The organism is Kribbella sp. NPDC051770, assembly GCF_040681455.1.
Lineage (GTDB): Bacteria > Actinomycetota > Actinomycetes > Propionibacteriales > Kribbellaceae > Kribbella.
Map to the genome: position 1 here is coordinate 22,024 of NZ_JBFAYT010000002.1, position 18,827 is coordinate 40,850.

At 70.6% G+C, this 18,827-nt stretch carries 13 protein-coding genes; 10 read left to right on the plus strand and 3 right to left on the minus strand.

Annotation, left to right across the window (positions count from 1 at the left end; genetic code table 11):
• Nucleotides 1-18: 18 nt before the first annotated feature.
• Together AB0M01_RS06770 and AB0M01_RS06775 are read right to left on the minus strand one after the other, a co-directional pair.
• Complete coding sequence (locus AB0M01_RS06770) at nt 19-1,548, minus strand: acyl-CoA carboxylase subunit beta (RefSeq protein WP_363666286.1); 1,530 nt, start codon at nt 1,546-1,548, stop codon at nt 19-21.
• 7 nt (nt 1,549-1,555) lie between these two features.
• Nucleotides 1,556-2,722: an acyl-CoA dehydrogenase family protein gene (locus AB0M01_RS06775; protein ID WP_363666288.1), complete on the minus strand. Its 1,167-nt coding sequence runs from the start codon at nt 2,720-2,722 to the stop codon at nt 1,556-1,558.
• 67 nt (nt 2,723-2,789) lie between these two features.
• On the opposite strand from AB0M01_RS06775, the gene AB0M01_RS06780 reads away from it, so the two are divergent.
• A complete protein-coding gene (locus AB0M01_RS06780) occupies nt 2,790-3,188 on the plus strand; it encodes a MerR family DNA-binding transcriptional regulator (RefSeq protein WP_363666290.1) in 399 nt (132 codons plus the stop codon).
• Nucleotides 3,189-3,223: 35 nt separating this feature from the next.
• Here the strand turns inward: AB0M01_RS06780 and AB0M01_RS06785 are convergent, their stop codons facing one another.
• Entirely contained in the window at nt 3,224-5,443 is a 2,220-nt protein-coding gene (locus AB0M01_RS06785; RefSeq protein WP_363666292.1) for an MMPL family transporter, read from the minus strand.
• A 196-nt stretch (nt 5,444-5,639) separates the two neighbouring features.
• Here AB0M01_RS06785 and AB0M01_RS06790 point away from each other — a divergent pair, with 196 nt between their 5' ends.
• From AB0M01_RS06790 to AB0M01_RS06830, 9 genes are all read left to right on the plus strand, one after another.
• Nucleotides 5,640-7,022, plus strand: a complete 1,383-nt coding sequence (locus AB0M01_RS06790; RefSeq protein WP_363666294.1) for an MFS transporter — start codon at nt 5,640-5,642, stop codon at nt 7,020-7,022.
• Entirely contained in the window at nt 7,019-9,097 is a 2,079-nt protein-coding gene (locus AB0M01_RS06795; RefSeq protein ID WP_363666296.1) for a molybdopterin oxidoreductase family protein, read from the plus strand. The genes AB0M01_RS06790 and AB0M01_RS06795 overlap by 4 nt, the downstream gene beginning before the upstream one ends.
• Nucleotides 9,094-13,056 carry a nitrite reductase large subunit NirB gene (nirB, locus tag AB0M01_RS06800; protein WP_363666298.1) on the plus strand — a complete coding sequence of 1,321 codons (3,963 nt, stop codon included), beginning with the start codon at nt 9,094-9,096 and terminating at the stop codon, nt 13,054-13,056. Before AB0M01_RS06795 ends, nirB begins: the two co-directional genes overlap by 4 nt.
• Nucleotides 13,053-13,499, plus strand: coding sequence for a nitrite reductase small subunit NirD (gene nirD, locus AB0M01_RS06805; RefSeq protein ID WP_363666300.1), 447 nt, complete (start codon nt 13,053-13,055; stop codon nt 13,497-13,499). Before nirB ends, nirD begins: the two co-directional genes overlap by 4 nt.
• Nucleotides 13,496-14,611: a uroporphyrinogen-III synthase gene (locus AB0M01_RS06810; RefSeq protein ID WP_363666302.1), complete on the plus strand. Its 1,116-nt coding sequence runs from the start codon at nt 13,496-13,498 to the stop codon at nt 14,609-14,611. The genes nirD and AB0M01_RS06810 overlap by 4 nt, the downstream gene beginning before the upstream one ends.
• A gap of 91 nt (nt 14,612-14,702) precedes the next feature.
• Complete coding sequence (locus tag AB0M01_RS06815) at nt 14,703-15,461, plus strand: sirohydrochlorin chelatase (protein ID WP_363666304.1); 759 nt, start codon at nt 14,703-14,705, stop codon at nt 15,459-15,461.
• Nucleotides 15,424-16,137 (plus strand): hypothetical protein, encoded by a 714-nt coding sequence (locus AB0M01_RS06820; RefSeq protein ID WP_363666306.1) that lies wholly within the window; start codon nt 15,424-15,426, stop codon nt 16,135-16,137. The genes AB0M01_RS06815 and AB0M01_RS06820 overlap by 38 nt, the downstream gene beginning before the upstream one ends.
• Nucleotides 16,138-16,392: 255 nt before the next feature.
• Nucleotides 16,393-17,229, plus strand: a complete 837-nt coding sequence (locus tag AB0M01_RS06825; RefSeq protein ID WP_363666308.1) for an SMP-30/gluconolactonase/LRE family protein — start codon at nt 16,393-16,395, stop codon at nt 17,227-17,229.
• A 152-nt stretch (nt 17,230-17,381) separates the two neighbouring features.
• Complete coding sequence (locus tag AB0M01_RS06830; protein WP_363666310.1) at nt 17,382-18,818, plus strand: Nramp family divalent metal transporter; 1,437 nt, start codon at nt 17,382-17,384, stop codon at nt 18,816-18,818.
• Nucleotides 18,819-18,827: the final 9 nt, after the last annotated feature.

The window sequence follows — 18,827 nt, forward strand, 5'->3', positions numbered from 1 at the left end:
GTCCGGTACCGCGGACGGTCAGACCGGCGGGACCCCGTGCCGCTTGGTGCTGAAGTGCCGGTCCTTGGTCTGTGCCGCCGCCAGCCGCGCGATCAGGTCCTCGCGCAGGTTCTCCGGCTCCACGATCGCGTCGATCACCAGATCGGCGGCCAGCCGCAGGATGTCGATGTCGGTCTCGTACTCCTCGCGCAGCTTGGCGACGTACTCGACCCGCTCGGTCTCTTCGGCGATCTCCTGGATCTTGTTGTAGTAGACCGCGTTGATCGCCGCCTCCGGGCCCATCACCGCGATCTTCGCGGTCGGCAGCGCGATGCACGCGTCCGGCGAGAACCCCGGCCCGCACATCGCGTACAGCCCGGCGCCGTACGCCTTCCGGACGATCACCGACACCGTCGGCACGGTCGCCTCGGACACCGCGGTGATCATCTTCGCACCGTGCCGGATGATCCCGGCCCGCTCGACCTCGGACCCGATCATGAACCCCGGTACGTCGCACAGGTACACCAGCGGCACGTTGAACGCGTCGCACAACCAGATGAACCGCGCCGCCTTGTCCGCGGAGTCGACGAACAGCACGCCGCCCTTCACGGCCGGCTGGTTCGCCACGATCCCGACCACCTGACCGGCCAGCAGCCCGAAGCCCGTCACTAGCTCCGGCGCGTACGCCGGCTTGAGCTCGAAGAACGTGTCCGCGTCGAGCAGCGCGTCGATCACGTCGTGGATGTCGAAGCCGACCGACTCCTCGGCCGGCACCAGGTCACGGGTGAAGTCGCGGCCCGGCGCGGACGCGTCGTACGACGGCGGCCGGACCTGCCACGAACCGGGCAGGTAGGAGAAGTACTGCTTGGCCAGCTCGATCGCCTCGGTGTCGTCGCTCGCCAGCAGGTCGCCGCAGCCGGACACCGAGGTGTGCATCCGAGCGCCGCCCATCTCCTCCAGCGTCACCTTCTCGCCGACGACCATCTCGGCCATCCGCGGCGACCCGAGGTACATCGAGGCGTTGCCGTCCACCATGATCACCAGGTCGCAGAACGCCGGGATGTAGGCGCCGCCGGCCGCGGACGGGCCGAACAGGCAGCAGATCTGCGGCACCTTGCCGGACAGCGCGACCTGGTTGTGGAAGATCCGGCCCGCGCCGCGCCGGCCCGGGAACAGGTCGACCTGGTCGGTGATCCGGGCACCCGCGGAGTCGATCAGCCAGAAGATCGGCAGCTCGTCGCGGAGCGCGATCTCGGTGATCCGGACGATCTTCTCGACCGTCCGGGCACCCCACGACCCGGCCTTCACGGTCGGGTCGTTGGCGACCAGCAGCGCCGGCCGCCCGTCGACCAGCGCCCGCCCGGTGACGACGCCGTCCGCGGGCAGGCCCGGGTTCAGCGCGTTGGCCAGCTGCGCGTCCTCGACGAAGCTGCCCTCGTCGACGAGCAGGGCGATCCGGTCCCGTACGTAGAGCTTGTTCTGCGAGTCGAGCTTGGCCTTGGCCTTCTCCGGCGGTGCCAGGGTCGCTTCCCGCGCGACCTTGACCTCTGTCCAGTGATCCCGGGTCATGTCCTCATCATTCCACTGGGAGCCCGAGGCCCCGCGCGATCAGCATCCGCTGCACCTCCGACGTCCCCTCACCGATCTCGAGGATCTTGGCGTCGCGGTAGAACCGCGTCACCGGGTACTCCTCCATGAAGCCGTAGCCGCCGAAGACCTGCGTCGCGATCCGGGTCGCGGTCACCGCGGCCTCGCTCGCGTACAGCTTCGCGACCGCCGCGGCCTGCTTGAACTCCTGGTACGGCGCCCCGGCGTCCTTCAGCGCGGCCGCGCGGTACACGAGCAGCTCGGCGGCGTCGGCCATCACCTTCAGGTCGGAGATCTGGAACGCCACGCCCTGCTTCTGCCCGATCGGTACGCCGAACGTCTTGCGCTCCCCGGCGTACTGGACCGACATCTCCAGGCAGGCCTTGATGCAGCCCAGCGCGACCGCGCCGATCGCGACCCGGCCGTCGTCGAGGGTCGCCAGGAACTGCGCGAAGCCGCGGCCGCGCTCGCCGAGCAGGTTCTCCTTGGGGACCCGGCAACCCGCGAACGACAGCGGGTGCGTGTCCGAGGCGTGCCAGCCGAGCTTGTCGTACTGCGCCTCGGCGACGAAGCCCGGCGTACCGGCCGGGACGATGATCGTGGAGATCTCCGGGCGCCCGTCGGGGCGCTCGCCGGTGCGGGCGGTGACGGTGACGACCGAGGTGATCGCGGAGCCGGAGTTGGTGATGAACTGCTTGCTGCCGTCGATCACCCACTCGTCGCCGTCGAGCACCGCGCGGGTCTTGGTCGCGCCGGCGTCCGAGCCGGACTCGGGCTCGGTCAGGCCGAACCCGGCCAGCGTGCGGCCGGCGACCAGGTCCGGCAGCCAGGTCTGCTTCTGCTCGTCGGTGCCGTAGGTGAGGATCGGGTTGATCCCGAGCCCGACCGCCGCCTCGAGCGTGATGCCCATCGACTGGTCGGCGCGGGAGATCTCCTCGATCGCGACGCACAGGCTGGTGAAGTCGGCGCCGGCACCGCCGTACTCCTCCGGCGCGGTCAGCCCGAACAGGCCGAGCTTGCCCATCTTCTGCACGGTCTCGACCGGGAAGTGGTGCTTGCGGTCCCACTCGGCGGCGTACGGCGTGATCTCGGCCTGCGCGAAGTCGCGCACGCTGGCGCGGAACTCGCGGTGCTCCTCGGACAACTCGTACGACATGCCAGGCTCCTTGTGATTGACGCTTACGTAAACGTAAAGCACAGTGGGTGGTGTGCACAATGTCCGGGTGAGCACTGACACCTCCACCTGGTCGATCGCCGACCTGGCCGCCGAGTACGACGTCACCCTGCGCACGATCCGCTTCTACGAGGACCGCGGCCTGCTCACCCCCGAACGCCGCGGCACCACTCGCGTCTACCACCCCCGCGACCGGGTCCGCCTCGGCCTGATCCTGCGCGGCAAACGCCTCGGCTTCTCCCTCGACGAGATCGCCACCATCGTCGACATGTACGACGCCGAACCCGGCGAGGAGGGCCAGCTCGTCTACCTCCTCGACCAGATCGCCGTCCGCCGCGCCGACCTCGAACAACGCCGCCGCGACCTCGACGAAACCCTCGCCGACCTCGCCGAGGTCGAAGCCCGCTGCCAGGCCGACCTGCGGAAGCTGCAGGACCGACGCCGGTAAGAGGCGTTCGACGCCTGGCTGAAGCGGTACCTGATCTACTCCGGCTGCGAAGCCTTCGCCAGCTTGCTGGGCCACCAGATCTTGCGGCCGATGTCGTGGGAGAGGGCGGGGACGAGGAGGGAGCGGACGACGGTGGTGTCGAGGAGGACGCCGAAGGCGACCATGAAGGCGATCTGGGCGAGGAAGAGGATGGGGAGGACGGCCAGGGCGGAGAAGGTGGCGGCGAGGACGACGCCGGCCGACGTGATGACGCCGCCGGTGACGGCGAGGCCGACCAGGATGCCGGGTCTGGTGCCGTGCTCCATCGACTCCTCACGGACGCGGGTCATCAGGAAGATCGAGTAGTCGATGCCCAGGGCGACCAGGAAGACGAACGCGTAGAGCGGGATCGACGGGTCGGCGCCGGGGAAGTCGAAGACGTGGTTGAAGAACAGGGCACTGACTCCGACGGTGGCGCCGAACGAGAGGACGTTGCAGACCACCAGAAGCAGAGCGGCCGCGACCGAGCGGAGCAAGAGCATCAGGACGACGAAGATGACCGCCAGGATGGTCGGGATGATCACCCGCAGGTCGCGCTTGCTGGAGTCGAGGACGTCGAGGTTGATCGCGGTGTTGCCGCCGACCAGGATGTCGGGGCTGACCGTGTCCAGCTCGGTGCGCAGGTGCTCGACGACCTTCGTGGCCTCGGGTGAGTCGGCGGCGACCTTCAGCGTGGCCTGGACCAGAACCTTGCCGTCGACAACCTTCGGCGGCATCCCGGGGGCGACCGAGGCCGACGCGGTGGCGACGCCGTCGACCTTCATCGCGGTCTGGACGACCTGCGCCGACTGGTCCAGCGGCGTCAGGATCTGCACCGGCGTACCGGCGCCGGCGTCGAAGTGCTTGGCCAGCTCCTCCTGACCGGTGACCGACTCGACCTTGTCCAGGAACAGCTCCTCCTGGGAGATGCCGGAGGCCTTGAACGTCGGCAGGAACGCACCGCAGATCAGCAGCGCCAGCGCGCTCAGCGCCCACACCTTGCGCGGGCTGCGGCCGACCAGCCCGGAGACGCGGCCCCAGAGCTTGCGGCCGCCGACCTGGTCACGGGCGTGCACGTGGTCGACGCGCGGGATCGACGGCCAGAAGATCCGCCGGCCGAAGGCGAGCAGCAGCGCGGGCAGGAACGTCATCGCGGAGATCAGTGCGCCGGCGATGCCGATGGCACCGACCGGGCCGAGGCCCTTGGTGCTGCCGAGCTCGGACAGCAGCAGGCAGAGCAGACCGAGGATGACGGTCGCGGCGCTGGCGGCGATCGGTTCGATCGAGGCCCGCCAGGCGACCTTCATCGCCTCGTACTTGTTCTCGAAGTCGTGCAGCTCTTCCTTGTACCGGGAGACGAGCAGCAGCGAGTAGTCGGTGGCGGCGCCGACGACGAGGATGAACAGGATGCCCTGGCTCTGCCCGTTCAGCTCGATCACGTCGGCCTTGGCCAGCGGGTAGACGACGAGCGCGGCCAGCGCGAGGCCGAACACCGCGGTCAGCAGTACGGCGATCGGCAGCACCGGGCTGCGGTACACGATCAGCAGGATGATGAACACGACGGCCAGCGCGACGCCGAGCAGGATGCCGTCGATGCCGCCGAAGGCGACCACGAAGTCGGCGAACACGCCGCCAGGGCCGGTCACGTAGACCTGCAGACCGGTCGGCGTGAGCGAGTCCTTGATCTCGGCCCGCATCTTGTCGGCGACCGCGAACAGCACGGTCTCGCCTTCCTTGACCACCTCGTCGGCCTGGTCGCCGTTCAGCTCGACGGTGACGAGCAGCGCTTTCTTGTCCTCGGACGGGATCACCGTCTTGACCGGCGCGGCGAGGTACTCGCCGAGGGTCTTGCCGTTGCCGAGGTCGAGCTTGGGGACCTGGGCCAGGAACTCGTTGGTTTTCGCAACGTCTTCGGGGGTGATCCCGCTGTCGCGTTCGATCAGGACGAAGTACGGGAGCGCTTTGGAGTCGACGAACTTGGCCGCCTGGTCGGCGACGAGCGTGGACTCGGCCTGCTTGGGCAGGAAGTTCGCGTTGTCGTTCTCCTGGACTTCGCTGAGCCGGCCGACGGTCGGGCCGCCGAGCGAGCCGACGAGCAGCCAGCCGATCAGTACGGCGGCGATCGCGGCCCGCCAGGCCCAGCGGCCGCCCTTGCGGGGTGCCGCGTGCTCGGCGTGATGCTGCTCGCCCCGGTGCGAGCCGTGCCCGCTGTCCCCCGTGCTGTCGTGCTGGTTCACCCGTGAATCCCCTCATCGGTCCCGCGCCGGCTACCTGACGGGCACAGTACCCAGCCGCGGGGATCACATCTCTCACCCCCCACCGGCGCGTGTGCGGAGGCCGTTTCGGCGGCGTAACAACGAGATGACCGCTCGGAAACACCCCGGTCATAGCGTCCTGGCCTAATCAGTGGGGTCGAACGATCGGAGACGAACCATGACGCTCGAGGCACGGCCGGACACGGTCGGCGCGGCAGAAGGAACGGGCGTGGTCGGGACCGTCGAGGCGCCGCGGCGCGGGCGCTGGATCGACGTCTGGGACCCCGAGGACGCCGCGTTCTGGGCCGCGAAGGGACGCCGGGTGGCCCGGCGCAACCTGTGGCCGTCGATCTTCGCGGAGTTCCTCGGGTTCTCGGTGTGGCAGTTGTGGAGCATCGTCGTGGTGTCGCTGCCGGCCGCCGGGTTCGGCTACAGCACCGACCAGATGTTCTGGCTGGTCGCGCTGCCCAGCCTGGTCGGCGCCACGCTGCGGCTGCCCTACACGTTCGCCGTACCGAAGTTCGGCGGGCGGAACTGGACGATCGTCTCGGCGTTGCTCCTGCTGATCCCCACCTGCGGTCTCGCGTACTTCGTGACCAGGCCGGACACGCCGTTCTGGGTGCTCGCGCTGGTCGCCGCCACCGCAGGTGCCGGCGGCGGCAACTTCGCCAGCTCGATGACCAACATCTCCTTCTTCTTCCCCGAGCGGGACAAGGGTTTCGCACTCGGCCTGAACGCGGCCGGCGGCAACCTCGGCGTCGCGGTCGTGCAGCTCGTCGTACCGGCCGTGATCGTGATCGGTGCCGGGCTGTCGCTGGAGCGGGCCGGGCTGATCTGGCTGCCGCTGATCGTGCTCGCGGTGGTGCTGGGCTGGAAGGTGATGGACAACCTGTCCGCCGCGACCTCGTCGTTCCGGGCCTCGGTCGCGGCGGCGAAACGGCCGCACACCTGGGTGATCTCGTTCCTCTACATCGGCACGTTCGGCTCGTTCATCGGGTTCTCGGCGGCGTTCCCGCTGCTGATCAAGACCACGTTCCCCGAGGTCGCGGGCGTACAGCTGGCCTTCCTCGGCGCACTGGTCGGGTCGGTGGCGCGGCCGTTCGGCGGCAAGCTCGCCGATGTGGTCGGGGGCGCCCGGGTGACCGTGGCGGCGTTCGTGGTGATGGGTGCCGGCATCCTGTCCGCGGTCGTCGCGCTGAACGCCGGGAGTTTCGCCGGGTTCCTGGTCAGCTTCCTGGTGCTGTTCGTGGCCAGCGGCGCGGGCAACGGTTCGACGTACCGGATGATCCCGGCGGTGTTCCGGTCGACGACGCGGGACGTGGACGGGAGTGTCGACCTGGTCCGGGCCCGGCGCGAGGCGGCGGCGTGCATCGGGATCGCCTCCGCGGTCGGCGCGTACGGCGGGTTCCTGGTGCCGCGCGGCTTCGCGATGTCGAGCGGGGCGTACGGGTCGCTGGTCCCGGCGCTGTACTGCTTCTGCGGCTTCTACGTCGTCTGCCTGCTGGTCACGTACACGTGCTACCTGCGCAAGGGCGGACCGCTCAGCGGGGTGCGGGTGTGACGGCCACCCACTGCCCGTACTGCGCGCTGCAGTGCGCCATGACGCTGTCGCCGGCGCCGGTGGCTGTCACGCCGCGGGCGTTTCCCACCAACCGTGGCGGGCTGTGCCGGAAGGGCTGGACCTCTCCGGAAGTGCTGACCACGCCGGACCGGCTGACGAGGCCGCTGGTGCGGGTGGACGGCGTACCGGTCGAGACGAGCTGGGACCACGCGCTGGATGTCGTTGCTGAGCGGATCAAGGCGCTGCAGGCGGCGTACGGGAACGACGCGGTGGCGGTGTTCGGTGGTGGTGGGCTGACGAACGAGAAGGCGTACGCGCTGGGCAAGTTCGCGCGGGTCGCGCTGCGGACCGCGAACGTGGACTACAACGGGCGGTTCTGCATGTCGTCGGCGGCTGCGGCGACGAACCGGTCGCTCGGCATCGACCGGGGGCTGCCGTTCCCGCTGACGGATCTGGGTGGCGCTGCGGCGATCCTGCTGGTCGGGAGCAACCTGGCCGACACGATGCCGCCGGCGGTGGCGCACCTGGAGGCTGCGCGGGAGGCGGGTGGGCTTCTGGTGGTGGACCCGCGGCGGTCGGCTACTGCTCAGCTCGGTGGCGGGCTGCATCTGCAGGCGACGCCTGGTACGGATCTGGCGCTGGTGCTGGCGCTGACTCACGTCGTACTGCAGGAGGGGCTGGCGGATACGGCGTACCTGGCTGAGCGGACTGACGACCCGGAGGCGCTCTACCGGTCGACGGCGGCCTGGTGGCCGGAGCGGGCCGAGCGGGTGACCGGCGTACCGGCTGGGGTGATTCGGGAGGCGGCGCGGGTGCTGGCTGCTGCTGCACCTGTGCATGGTGGCGCTGGGGCGTTCGTGCTGACCGGGCGTGGGGCTGAGCAGCACAGCAAGGGCACTGACACGGTCACGGCGTGCATCAACCTGGCGCTGGCGCTCGGTCTGCCTGGGCGGGTTGGCAGCGGCTACGGCTGCATCACTGGGCAGGGCAACGGGCAGGGCGGGCGGGAGCACGGGCAGAAGGCGGATCAGCTGCCGGGCTACCGGAGCATTGCTGATCCTGCTGCTCGGGCGCATGTGGCTGGAGTGTGGGGCGTTGAGCCCTCGACGTTGCCGGGGCCTGGGAAGAGTGCTGTTGAGCTGATCAACGCGCTGGGGACTGCCGACGGGCCGCGGGCGCTGCTGGTGCACGGGAGCAACCTGCTGGTGTCCGCTCCGCGGCTGGCGTCGGTGCGGGAACGGCTGGCGTCGCTGGACCTGCTGGTCGTTGCTGACGTCGTACCGTCCGAGACGGCGTTGCTGGCGGACGTGGTGTTCCCGGTGACGCAGTGGGCCGAGGAAGACGGCACCATGACGTCGCTGGAGGGCCGGGTGCTGCGGCGGCGGGCTGCTGTCGAGGCGCCGGGTGAGGTGCGGAGTGACCTGGCGGTGTTCGCTGGGTTGGCTGAGCGGTTGGGCTGCTCCGCTGCGTTTCCTGTTGCTGCGGAGGAGGTGTTCGAGGAGCTGCGGCTGGCCAGTGCTGGTGGGGTTGCGGACTACTCGGGGATCTCGTGGAAGCGCCTGGATGCCGGCGAGGCGTTGTACTGGCCGGTGCCTGATGAGGGGCACCCGGGGACGCCGCGCCTGTTCGGTGAGCGCTTCGGTACGCCGGACGGCCGCGCTCGCATCGTCGCCGTCGACCACCAGCCGGTGGCCGACGACCTGCGCGGGGATGCGCCGCTCTACCTGATCACCGGGCGGTTGCTGCAGCACTACCAGAGCGGGGCGCAGACGCGGCGGGTGCCGGAGTTGCTGGAGGCGGAGCCGGAGGTGTTCGCGGAGGTCCATCCGCGAGTGGCTGCTGCGTTGGGGGTCGTCGACGGTGGGCTGCTGCGGTTGCGGACCGCGCGGGGATCGCTGGTGTGTCCGGCGCGGGTGACGCTCGACGTACGGCCGGACACGATCTTCGTGCCGTTCCACTTCCCCGGGGTGAACGAGCTGACCAACGACGCGCTCGACCCGGTGTCGCGGATGCCGGAGTTCAAGGCGTGCGCGGTGGAGGCGACGGCGGTCGGCCGGGCGGAGGTGTCGGCGTGAAGGTCGTGATCGTCGGTGCTGGGATGGCGGGGACTCGGCTGGCCGAGCTGCTGGGGTCGCACGAGGTGACGCTGCTGGGGGACGAGCCGTACTACCAGCGGCATCGGTTGACCGAGTACGTCGCTGGGCGGGCTGAGCTGGTGGCCGGTGCGGAGTACGCGGCTGCTTTGCGGGTGGACCGGGGCACTCGGGTGGTAGTGGACAGCGCTGGCGCTGAGCACCCGTACGACCATCTGGTGTTTGCCACCGGAGCTGCGGCGGTGGGTGGGTACACGTTGCGGACCGCAACGGATGCCCAGCGGGTGGTCGAGGAGGCGACTGGAGCTCGGCGGGCTGTGGTGCTGGGCGGTGGGGTGCTGGGAGTCGAGACGGCTTGTGCGCTGCGGGAGCGCGGTGCGGCGGTGACGCTCGTGCACGACGGCGAGACGTTGCTGGTGCCCGGTACGGCGGGGCGCTTGGTCACGCGGATGGTGCGGCGGCTGGGGATCGAGGTGGTGCTGCAGGCGCGAGTGCAGGCGACCGAGACGCGGAACGGGCAGTTTCGGGCGCTGCAGCTGGCGAGTGGGCAGGTGGTGTTCGGGGATCTGCTGGTGACCGCGTGTGGGGTGCGGCCGAGGGTGGAGCTGGCTGCGGCCGCCGGGTTGGCGATTGGCGCTGCGGGTGGGATTGCCGTTGATGCGTCGCTGACGACCGCGGATCCGCTGGTGCATGCGATCGGGGACTGCGCCGAGGTCGACGGGGTGCTGTCCGGGACCGTGGGGGCGGCCTGGGATCAGGCTGAGGTGCTGGCGGATGTGCTGGACGGGCGGCCGGCGCGGGAGTTGGCGCCGGAGGTGGTGCGGCTGACCGCTGGTGGGCTGGATGTGCTGGTGCTCGGGGACCGTGTCGCCGAGGAAGACAGCCGAGCGGTGGCCGGCGAGAGCGCGCCCGTCGTCGTACGGCTTGCGGACGACGGGCGGTACGTGCGGGCGGTGCTGGTCGACGGGGTCGTTCGCGCGGCGGTGGCGGTGAACGCGCCGGACGTGGCGGCCGAGCTGGTGCTGCTGGCGGACCGGCGGACGGCCGTCGTACCGGAGATGTTGCTTGCGGCAACGGAAGCGCCGCGGCGGAAGGCGCCGGTGTGCCGGTGCAACGGGGTGACGCGGGCCGTCATCGAGGCGGCATGGAAGGACGGTGCCGACAGCGTCGACGGCATCGCGGCACGGACCAGAGCGACCACCGGGTGCGGCAGTTGCACCGGCGCGGTGGGTGAGCTTCTCGAGCGGCTTCGGCGCGGGGAGACCGCGGAGAGCCCGACCAGGAGGGTGACGATGAAGGATCTCGAGCAGGCGAAACACCTGGTGGTCGTCGGTGGCGGCATGGTCGCGCACCGGCTGGTCGAGGCGCTGCGGTCGCGGGACAGCGGTGTCGAGTGGAAGGTCACGGTGCTCGCGGAGGAGCCGCGGCTGCCGTACGACCGGGTGGCGCTGACCAGCTACTTCTCCGGGCGGGATCCGCAGGATCTGAGCCTGGGCGAGGCGGAGCTGTGGGACGACCCGGCGGTGACGCTGCGGAAGGGCGTTGCTGTTGCGGCGCTCGATGTTGCGGGGAAGACCGTGCGGACGACGCGGGGTGAGGTGATCGCGTACGACGAGCTGGTGCTGGCGACGGGGTCGAGCGCGTTCGTGCCGCCGGTGAAGAACAGCGATGCGCAGGGGTGCTTCGTCTACCGGACGATCGATGACGTGGCGGCGCTGCGGACGTACGTCGAGCGACTCCGCACAGAGCGCGAACCGCAGGAGGAGGGGGCGGTGCCGCGCCGGCTGGGACTTGGTGGGCAGGCGGCTCGCGAGGCTCGGCCGGTCCACGGGGTCGTCGTCGGCGGTGGCTTGCTCGGGCTTGAGGCAGCGGGTGCTCTGCGGGCGCTTGGCGCTGTCACCGAGGTTGTCGAATTCGCTCCTCGGTTGATGCCGCTGCAGGTGGACGAAGGCGGCGGTGCCGCGCTCGCGCGGTTGATCCGCGGGCTGGATGTCGGGGTGCAGACCGCGACGCAGGTGACACGGGTGAAGACCACCTCGCAGGGTTCCGCGCGGGCGATGGCTGTTGCCGACGGCCCGGATCTGCCGGCCGACGTGGTGGTGTTCGCGACCGGCGTACGGCCGCGGGACGAGCTGGCGCGGGCTGCCGGGCTCGCCGTGGGCGAACGTGGCGGGGTCGTCGTCGACGACTCGTGCCGGACGTCCGTGCCGGGCGTGTGGGCGATCGGCGAGGTCGCCTGCATCGAGGGTCGCGTCTGGGGACTCGTTGCCCCCGGCTACGCGATGGCCGAGATCGTCGCCGACCGGCTGCTCGGGGGCGCGGCGACGTTCCCGGGCGCCGACTCCTCGACCAAGCTGAAGCTGCTCGGGGTCGACGTCGCGAGCTTCGGCGACGCGTTCGCGACCACCAAGGGCGCGCTCGACATCGTGTACGCCGACCCGGTCGCGGGCGTCTACAAGAAGCTCGTGCTGTCCGACGACGCGCGCACGCTGCTCGGCGGCATCCTGGTCGGCGACGCCTCGGCGTACGCCGCGCTGCGGCCGATGGTCGGCCGCGAGCTCGGCGCCGACCCGGCGTCGTACCTGCTGCCCGAAGGCGCGCAGCCGGTCAAGCTGGAACTGCCCGACGACGCGCCGGTCTGCTCCTGCAACAACGTTGCTGCAGGCACCATTCGCTGCGCGGTCCGGGACGAGGGCTGCGGCGACCTGAAGGCGCTGTGCGCCCGGACGAAGGCCGGGACGAGCTGCGGGTCCTGCCTGCCGATCGTGAAGAACCTGCTGAACACCGAGCTCGCCGCGGCCGGTGTCGAGGTCAGCAAGGCGCTCTGCGAGCACTTCGCACTGTCCCGCGCCGAGCTGTTCGACGTGGTCCGGGTCACGGAGCTGCGCACGTTCAGCGAGATCGTCGAGCGGCACGGCAGCGGCCGCGGCTGCGACATCTGCAAACCCGTCGTCGCGTCGATCCTGGCCAGCCTCGACCCGGGCAGCCACGTGCTCGACGGCGAACGCGCGACGCTGCAGGACACCAACGACCACGTGATGGCCAACATCCAGAAGGACGGTACCTACTCGGTCGTCCCGCGGATCCCCGGCGGCGAGGTCACCCCCGAAGGGCTGATCGCGATCGGTGAGGTCGCCCGCGACTTCGGGCTGTACACCAAGATCACCGGCGGCCAGCGGGTCGACCTGTTCGGCGCGCGGATCGAGCAGCTGCCGGCGATCTGGGCACGGCTGGTCGAGGCCGGATTCGAGTCCGGGCACGCCTACGGCAAGGCGCTGCGGACCGTGAAGTCGTGCGTCGGGTCCACCTGGTGCCGGTACGGCGTACAGGACTCGGTCGGGATGGCGATCGCGCTGGAGCTGCGCTACCGCGGGCTGCGGTCGCCGCACAAGCTGAAGCTCGGCGTCTCCGGGTGCGCGCGCGAGTGCGCCGAGGCGCGCGGCAAGGACGTCGGCGTGATCGCGACCGAGTCCGGCTGGAACCTGTACGTCGGCGGCAACGGCGGCATGACCCCGCGGCACGCGCAGCTGCTCGCCTCCGATCTCACCGACGAGCAGTTGCTGCAGGCCATCGACCGGTTCCTGATGTACTACATCCGGACCGGCGACCGGCTGCAGCGCACGGCCGTCTGGATGCAGGAGATCGACGGCGGGCTGGAGCACGTGCGGTCCGTCGTACTGGAGGACAGCCTGGGGATCGCGGCCGATCTCGACGCGGCGATGGCCGCGCACGTCGACTCCTACGTCGACGAGTGGCGGGCGACGCTCGACGACCCGGCGAAGCTGGCCCGGTTCGTGTCGTTCGTGAACGCGCCGGACCAGCCGGACGCGGACCTGCGGTACGTGGTCGAACGCAGCCAGCCCCGGCCGGCGACGCCGGCCGAGCGAGGCAAACTGGAGCCGGTGCTGCTGGCCGGCCCCCGACTGGAGGTACGCCGATGATGATGGTCTGCTCGTACGACGAACTGCTGCCCGAGCGCGGCGTCGCCGCGCTGCTGGACGGGCGCCAGATCGCGCTGTTCCGCACCCACACCGGCGAAGTGTTTGCCCTGGGCAACCAGGACCCGTTCAGCGGCGCCAACGTGCTGTCCCGCGGGATCGTCGGCAGCCGCGGCGAGGTGCCGACGGTGGCGTCACCGATGTTCAAGCAGGTCTTCGACCTGCGGACGGGGGTGTGCCTGGACGATCCGGGGGTGGGGGTGACGGCGTACGCCGTGGAGGTGCGCGACGGGCTGGTGCTGGTGGGGGCGGCGGAGGCCGGGCGGGAGGCGCCCGGGCTGGACGCGGTCGGGCTGGACGCGGTCGGGCTGGACGGGCTGGGCGAGGCCGGGGCTGGTGCTGAGCCGGCTGTTGATGCGGCGCCGGCTGCTGGTGGGGCTCGGTGAAGGCCAAGCCGGGGCCGCTCAGCGGGTGCACGGTGGCGGTGACCGCGCACCGGCGGGCCGACGACCTGATCGCGTCGTTCGAGCGGCGCGGGGCGAAGGTGCTGCACGCGCCGACGCTGCAGATCGTGCCGGCGCCCGACGACCAGGCGCTGATCGAGGCGACCCGGCGGGTGATCGCGAACCCGCCGGACGACGTCGTGGTGACGACCGCCGTGGGGTTCCGCGGCTGGGTCGAGGCGGCCGACACCGCCGGCCTCGCGGCCGATCTGCTCGGGACGCTGGAGCAGTCGCGGATCCTGGCGCGGGGGCCGAAGGCACGCGGGGCGATCCGGGCCGCGGGCCTGGTGGAGCACTGGTCGGCGCGGTCGGAGACGACCGCCGAGGTGGTCGAGTGGCTGCGCGAGCAGGGCGTCGAGGGGCGCAAGATCGTCGTACAGCTGCACGGGTTGTCGGAGCCCGGGCTGCAGGACGAGCTGCGGCAGGCCGGGGCTTCGGTGCGGGGGCTGGAGGTCTACCGGTGGGGGCCGGCGCCCGATCCGGTCGCTGTCGAGCGGTTGATCGGGCAGGTCGTCGGCGGGGCTGTGGACGCGATCGTTCACACCTCGGCGCCGGCCGCGCAGGCGTTGCTGGATGCGGCGGCCGAGCTGGGGCAGTACGACGCGTTGCTGCGGATGCTGCGGAGCGGGCGGGTGCTGAACGGGTGCGTCGGTCCGGTGACCTCGGCGCCGTTCGTCGCGCTCGGGTTGGAGCCGTTGGTGCCGGACCGGTACCGGTTGGGGGCGTTGATCCGGAGCGTCACCGACCGGCTGACCGACGCGAACGCGCGATCGATCGAGACGAGCTTCGGGCCGCTGGTGATCCGCGGTGGGGCCGCGGTGCTCGACGGGGTGGTGCTGCCGCTGGGGCCGGGGCCTCGGGCGGTGCTGTCGGCGTTGGTGGAGGCGGGTGGGGATGTGGTCTCGCGGCCGGACCTGCTGGCGGTGCTTCCGGGGGCGGAAGACGTGCACGCGGTGGAGGTGACGGTGAATCGGCTGCGGACTGCTGTCGGGCGGCCGGAGCTGGTGCGGACCGTCGTACGGCGGGGGTACCGGTTGGCGGTGGGGCCGGCGTGAGCGACCTGGTGGCGGCGCACGGTACGGCGTACAGGCTCGGGACGAGCGATCTGGCGGACGCACACGCGACGGCGTACGGGCGGAGGCTCGGATGAGCGACCTGGTGGCGGCGGACGGGACGGCGTACGGGCGTGGGCTCGGGACGAGCGATCTGGTGGCGGCGGCGCACGGGACCGCGGATCGGCGCGGGATTCGGGCGGTGCACGACCTCGTGCGGGAGATCGCTGGGCAGCGGACGGAGGTGCCAGTGTCGTTGGGGTTCGTGGACGTGGATCATCCGGCGCTGTCCGGGGTGGTTGATCGGGTGGTGGGTGACGGGGCTCGGGCGGTGGTGGTGCCGTTGTTGTTGAGCTCGGGGTATCACGTGTGCCGGGATGTCGCGGGGGAAGTTACGCGGTACCCGGGGGTGGTGGCCGCGGCCGGGGCGTTGGGGCCGGATGCTGCGGTGGCGGAGATTCTGGCTGATCGGGTACGGGAGTTGCCGGTGGCGGATCGAGTGGTGCTGGCGGCTGCTGGGTCTTCGGATCCGCGGGCGTTGAGGGATTGCTCAGTGGTTGCTGCGGAGCTTTCGTTGGTGCTTGGGGTGCCGGTGGAGGTGGGGTACGTGTCGGGGGCTGGCGAGCGGTTGTCGTCGGTGCTTGCGCGGGTGAGCGGGCGGGTGGCGGTGGCAACGTACTTGCTGGCTCCTGGGTTCTTCGCTGACCGAGTAGCGGCGATCGCTGGACGGGCGAGCCGGCCGCTGGGGGCTGACCCGCGGTTGGCGGCGCTGGCTCTGCGGCGCTACGACGAGGTGGAGGGCCTACGCTTCGGACGTGGGGATCTTCGACAAGTTCAAGCGACGGCCGGCTGAGGACGCGCCCGCGGACGCTGCAGCCGCGCCCGCGAACGCCCCCGCCGTGCCGCAGAGCGCCTCGGCCCAGCCCGCTGCCTCAGCGGTCGACGGGCAGCAGGCGGTCGAGGACCTGCGCGAGCAGGTCGAGCTCTGGGTCCGTCCCGGCTTCCTCACCCGCGCCGAGGTGCTCGAGTACGCGCGGGAGTTCCGCGACGACGACGAGATGCCGGTCGACGACCAGCAGCTCGAAGCCCTCGTCGACGACGTCTGGAACGGCCGGCTGGCCGACGAAGCGTCCTGGCCCGCGCACACCGACGCCGACCGCGTCGCCGCCGCCTTCGCCGAGCTCGACGCGAACGGCGTCGTCGCCCGGATGAACTTCACCTGCTGCCAGACCTGCGGCGTCACCGAGATCGACGACGAACGCCCCACCGACCGCCCCTCCAGCGGCTACGTCTTCTTCCACCAGCAGGACGCCGAACGCCTGGCCGACGACCCCGCCCACCTCTTCCTCGCCTACGGCACCCTCGACCCCGAGAAGGGCCGAGTCGCCGAGCAGGACCAGGCGGTAGGCGAACAGATCCGCGCCACCCTGCTGGCCCACCACCTCCCCGTCGAGTGGGACGGCTCCTCCACCCAACGCATCGCCGTCGGCCCCCTCAACTGGCAACGCCGCCTGCCGCGACGCTCGTAACCTGGCGGCTGGATAACTTCCAGGAATGAAGTACTGCTGCGGCTAGGCCTACTCCTGCCCGGTCCGGGACGCGATGGCGTGCTACGCGCACGGTGGGTCCGAACCGTGCTGCGGCCTCGATGAGTCGCACGAGTGCCTGCGAGACATGTACGGCAGCGAGGACGGCGTGAAGTTCGGCGACGGGTCCTTCTGACTGTCGATCTCCGCCGTCGCCGTTCGTGTAGGGGGTAAACCGACGAGAACGAGGTGGCGGTCATGGAGGTCTTGCTGAGTGGGCTGGGGATTCCGGAGTCCCCGCGGTGGCGTGACGGGCGGTTGTGGTTCGCGAACTGGATCGCGCAGGAGATCGTCGCGGTCGGCCTGGACGGGACGGTCGAGCGGTGGCCGGCGCCGAGTGAGCGGCTGATGGGCTGGTCGATCGACTGGCTGCCGGACGGGTCGTTGCTCACGACGGGTGATCGGCTGCGCCGGCAGCAGGCGGACGGGAGCTTCACGACGTACGCCGAGCAGCACGCCAACGAGATCGTGGTCGATGCGCGCGGCAACGCCTACGTGAACGGCGCGGACTTCGACTTCGCCGGTGGGGAAGCGCCGAAACCGGGGTACATCAAGCTGGTCACGCCGACCGGAGAGATCCGGGAAGTTGCGCAGGACATCCAGTTCCCGAACGGGATGGTGATCTCGCCGGACGGCTCCACACTGGTGATCTCGGAGTCGTTCGCCGGGCGGCTGACCGCGTTCGACATCGCCGCCGACGGCGGGCTGGGGAACCGGCGGGTGTTCGCGGACGGGCTCGGGCCCGACGGGATCTGTCAGGACGTCGAGGGTGCGATCTGGGTGGCCACCGGTGGGTCCGACGTCGTACGGGTTGCCGACGGTGGTGAGGTGTTGCAGCGGGTCGAGCTGTCCGCGGACAAGGCGCCGTTCGCCATCGCGCTCGGCGGGGACGATCGCCGGACGCTCTGCATCCTCCGCGCCGAGTGGCGGCCGGGCGACAGCATCACCGACAACCTCGACCGGCTGACCAACGGTCCGCGCACCGGCGAGATCGTCACGCTGCGCGTCGACGTACCGGGCACCGGCCGCCCCTGAGCGACGCCACGGACCAGCCCTCCGTGACCGCATCCGGACAACCGGACAACCGCCCGGCGACAGGATCGGACCGCTGGGCGGTGTCGGGTCGCCCCTGACCGCAACCTTCGCTACTGTCCGGTGAACGGGGGTCGACCGGGAGCGAGGAGCCCATGGCAGACACCAGGTCAACACCGCACCGTTTCAACCTGCCCACCAAGAACCTGCCCGCGCCGCAGGTCCGCGACCTGCCCGAGCCGCCGTCGAACACCTGGCGGATCGTCGGACCGGGCATGGTCGGCGCGGGCGTCGGACTGGCCTCCGGCGAGTTCATCCTGTGGCCGTACATCTCGTCGCAGGTCGGCCTGGTCTTCCTCTGGGGCGCGGTGGTCGGCGTCGCGATCCAGTGGTTCCTGAACATGGAGATCGAGCGCTACACGCTGGCCACCGGCGAGACCGCGCTGACCGGATTCAACCGGTACGGCAAGCACTGGGGCCTGTTCTTCGCGATCATGACGTACTTCGCGAACCTCTGGCCCGGCTGGGCCACCAGCTCGGCGTCGATGCTGACCTATCTCTTCGGCGCCGGCGACCCACGCTGGATCGCGATCGGCATCCTGGTCGTGATCGGCCTGATCCTCACCCTGGCCCCGGTCGTCTACGTGATGCTGGAACGGCTGATCTTCGTCAAGATCGCGGCGGTCGCCCTGCTCGTCGTGCTGGCGCTGATCTTCGCGATCCGCGGCAAGACCTACAGCGCGCTCGGCGACGCGGTCACCAACCCGCAGTTCCCGGTCGACCAGCTCGGCTTCGCACTGATGATGGGCGCGATCGCGTACGCCGGGGCCGGCGGCGGCCAGAACCTGTGCCAGAGCAACTGGATCCGCGACAAGGGTTTCGGGATGGGCGTGCACGTGCCCCGGCTGACCTCGCCGGTGACCGGCGAGAAGGAAGCCGACCCGAACGCCAACGGCTACACCTTCCCGCCCGACGAGCAGAACCTGGCCCGCTGGAAGCGCTGGTGGAAGTTCGCGAACCTCGAGCAGGCGCTCACCTTCGTGCTGATCACCGTGCTGACGATCATGTTCACGTCGATGCTCGCGCACGCCACGCTGTTCGGTGACGCGTCGGTGAAGAACAACATCAGCTTCCTGAAGATCGAGGGCGTCAACCTGCAGGCCCTGGTCGGCGGCTGGTTCGGCTACCTGTTCTGGGCGATCGGCGCGTTCAGCCTGTTCGCGGCCGCGGCCGGCATCGTCGACTACACCTCGCGGCTGGCCTCGGACATGATCAAGGCCCGCTACCTGCGCGAGTCCAGCGTGACCGAGTCCAAGCTGTACTTCTGGCTGGTCTGGGGTTTGGTTGCCTTCGGCATCATCGTGCTGCTGGCCGGGCTGGACCAGCCGCTGGTGCTGCTGGTGATCTCGGCCTGTACGGCGGGCACGATGATGTTCGTGTACTCCGGGCTGCTGTGGTGGATGAACTCGCGTGCGCTGCCGGCCCCGATCCGGATCAGCGCGGTGCGCACCGCCGTCCTGGCCTTCGCGTTCCTGGCGTTCGGCGCGCTGGCCGTGTTCACGATCATCGACCAGGTGAAGAAGAACTTCTGAGGGGGAACC